Source organism: Vibrio tapetis subsp. quintayensis (genome assembly GCF_030409945.1).
Lineage (GTDB): Bacteria > Pseudomonadota > Gammaproteobacteria > Enterobacterales > Vibrionaceae > Vibrio > Vibrio quintayensis.
The window spans coordinates 1-2,978 of sequence record NZ_JAUFQV010000008.1 but is presented as its reverse complement, the minus strand read 5'-3'; the positions used below and the strand labels follow the sequence as shown (position 1 = coordinate 2,978).

Sequence of the window (2,978 nt, the reverse complement as noted above, 5' to 3'; positions counted from 1 at the left end):
ATGCTCTTAACGTCATATAACGAAGTTGCTCACGAACATCAGACCAATCAACAAGGACGACTGGACAGGGATTAGCCCCCGTTATTAAGTGGGCATGCCATCTATAAATAAGGTCTTTTTCACGGTGTAGTTGGCGATTACCAAGTAGTCTATCAACACGCTTAATTGCATGTTTTACCGTGGTATTCGTTTCTAGTTGTCGGCCTAGCTTAGTCAGGGTTAAATCAGAGCCGTCAAGCACGCTCTTTGTGGCAAGTATCAGAGAATTAAGCCGTTTTTTGTGAATCGAGGGGCATTGGTTTTGTAAGGTTTGCTGTAGAATCTGAATATCGCGCATCGTGAGCTCATTTGATTGAAATGTGTGTTTGGCGATATTCATTAGATCAAAGGCAGCGATGCGCGTCTACCTCATTGTTTTTGCGGTTAATTATGAGGGGATTCGCAAGAAGCGAGCGTTATGTTTCAGCATGCAAAGGAGGAATAAAATGATATGGCAAGAACTTATTGCCTTAATATTTGTAGTGGAAATAATTGTATTATTAATCGTTATAATTTGGGCGACACCTATAATTGTCGATGAAATACAATTGCGAAGAAGGCGCAACAAGTTTGGTGAAAAACTGTCGAGTCTATTCGTGTCAAATAAACTAGATACTAAGCAAATTGACATTTTGGCTAAAGAATATTTATTGAATTCAAAAGATATCCAGCTAGCTACACGCAAGCAGTTTAAAGAAGCTTTAGGTGTAGATAATCCTGAGTCAATGAAAGTAGAGTATTTTCAAAAACTATTTGAAAAATATGAAAGTGATGAACCTTTTGAGGGGTTACCATCAGAGGTACGATTCCATCTTGAAAAAGTAAGAGAAGTGCTTACCACTCAACATGAAGACTTGTTGAGACCTTTAGCGTCTAAACTTCAAGAGTTGAATGAGGAAAATACCAAGAAACAGAAAAGAATGTGGTGGGTATCTTTGGCTAGTTTACTAGTTGGCCTAATCTCTCTACTTTTTGCAACCTTTAATTTTAGTTTATGAGCAAAAAACATAACAAGCGCTTCAAGCTGATTCGCAACGTGTGCCATTTTTGGTTGAAATTGGTTTAGTGTTTACGGTGCAATGCATAACGTCCGGCTTCGTTGCTCACAACTTAAGCGAGCGTTAGGCACATTATGAGGATAAATTTTAATGATCTTTGGTGAAATTGAGTCGTTTGTTTCTCTTCTTGAAAGAGTGATTAAACCATTAAAACAACATAAAGTTATTAAAAACAATGATTTAATTTCGACTCGATTGGTTGAAATATGTGAAGCGCATGGTGTTCATAGAAATCAAATACCTAAAATATTGGGTTCTGGACTTGCTCTATATGATGTCAAAAATGATTCAACTTTACTGAAGAAATTAGATGATGATATTTTAAATAAAGCTGCTGAATTATTAGGTGTTAACAGAGATTGGTTAGATGGAGCATCAAATGAAATATATCCGACTTATGATTTTTATAAAGACTCTGAAGGGTTTCAAGAATTTTTGACTAACAAGTTAAATTCAGGATTTGAACTTGATGGTGTGCTGTTAACTCCGACTAAGAATTATAAATATCATGGAGCACTTTTATTATTACAAGAAAAAATAGGGGAGTTAAATGGTAATCCATATTATAGGTATTACCTGTGTAATAATTGGAGGCATAACTATTGGAAATCGAGAGTGTATTTAACTACTTGTATCTCGATGTGTTGGCTTAATAAGATTTATATTAGAGGTTTATCTGTTACTCCTAGTTACCTTGAAAGTTTAGCTAACGGAACAACACTGCTGAATTTTAAAAATGATGGAATATTTAATATCAATGGTAAATCATGGTATGCAGAAGATATGGCTCTGTTACCTGATATTTTTTTGAAGGATTTAGATCCTGAATATCAAAAGTTTGGTATCAAAGCAGGGTTAAGCTTTTGGCTGGAAATGCATTCTTTAGGCTTTATGAATTGTGGTATAGAGAATAATGATGCAAGATTACGTTTTCTAAAAGAACTTGAGAAATATGCCTAACAATCGCATCAACACGATTTGCTACACTCGGCGTTGTCAGTTTGCCTTTAGTTTTGGTGATTAAGGCAGTAAAATTCAGCTTGGTTTGCATAGTAGCAAACGTGTTATGCAGGCGTTATACGAACTCTGAGAATGCAGTTTTTTGGTTCAGTTCAGCGATTGAACCATTAGCTTTTTAGGTGTGAAAGTAGGGTGGTTTTCCTTTTTCATTGTTGCCTTTTGGTTTCCATTTCATCAGGTTCGGCAATTGGCCATTATTGCTAAAAGTTCATGGATTTCAGAAACCAACTCACGCTTCAATTGTTCGTGGTTTTGCCTCATTTTATCCTGAATCAGTGTTTTCCTCGTAGCATTCTCAATCCCAATTGTGGTTAGGATATTTGGTTTATCAGTTCCAAACTTGTTGAAACCAATTCGTACAAATGGCGTAAGAAAAAAGGATTGTTTCGTTTCACAGTTATTGTCGTTGATTGGATATTTTGCTCGCTTAATTGAGCCAGTCTAATTAAACTCAATTTACAGCAAATCTTGGTAAATCAGTTCTTTACCAAGTTTATTGGAGCGAAAGCAAGGCTCGTATAACGTAAGCGTCTAATTAACCACACGTTCTAATTCCGCTCTACCTTTGTCATAGTTTTGCCAACCTAACGGAGGAGCTATGACTCGATCAGAAAAACATCAACATTGGACAGCCATTGTCTCTAATCAGCAAGAAAGCGGACTTTCTGTTCCGCAGTTTTGCAAAGAGCACGACATCAATTACGCCACTTTTCATTATTGGTTGAAGAAACTCAAACAAACTGATGATGAGCAGGTTGCCCATCAAGTGGTAATGAATGATCGTCCAACTTTAGGTTTGGAGCCGGTTGTTGTACATCTACCTAATGGACTTAGAGCGGAACTGCCAACCTCATTACCACT

The 2,978-nt window shown here is 36.7% G+C and carries 3 protein-coding genes and 1 pseudogene; 3 read left to right on the top strand and 1 reads right to left on the bottom strand.

The genetic code is table 11. The features are described 5' to 3' along the window. Nucleotides 1-337: pseudogene (locus tag QWZ04_RS03005) on the bottom strand (IS4 family transposase); the annotation flags it as partial. Nucleotides 338-485: 148 nt separating this feature from the next. Here QWZ04_RS03005 and QWZ04_RS03000 point away from each other — a divergent pair. The 3 genes from QWZ04_RS03000 to tnpA all read left to right on the top strand — a co-directional run. Continuing rightward, a complete protein-coding gene (locus QWZ04_RS03000) occupies nt 486-1,037 on the top strand; it encodes a hypothetical protein (RefSeq protein ID WP_290324791.1) in 552 nt (183 codons plus the stop codon). A gap of 150 nt (nt 1,038-1,187) precedes the next feature. Then, nucleotides 1,188-2,057 (top strand): hypothetical protein, encoded by an 870-nt coding sequence (locus QWZ04_RS02995; protein ID WP_290324789.1) that lies wholly within the window; start codon nt 1,188-1,190, stop codon nt 2,055-2,057. Between the two features lie 658 nt (nt 2,058-2,715). Beyond that, the coding region (gene tnpA / locus QWZ04_RS02990; RefSeq protein WP_290324787.1) for an IS66 family insertion sequence element accessory protein TnpA at nt 2,716-2,978 on the top strand (263 nt) is incomplete at its 3' end.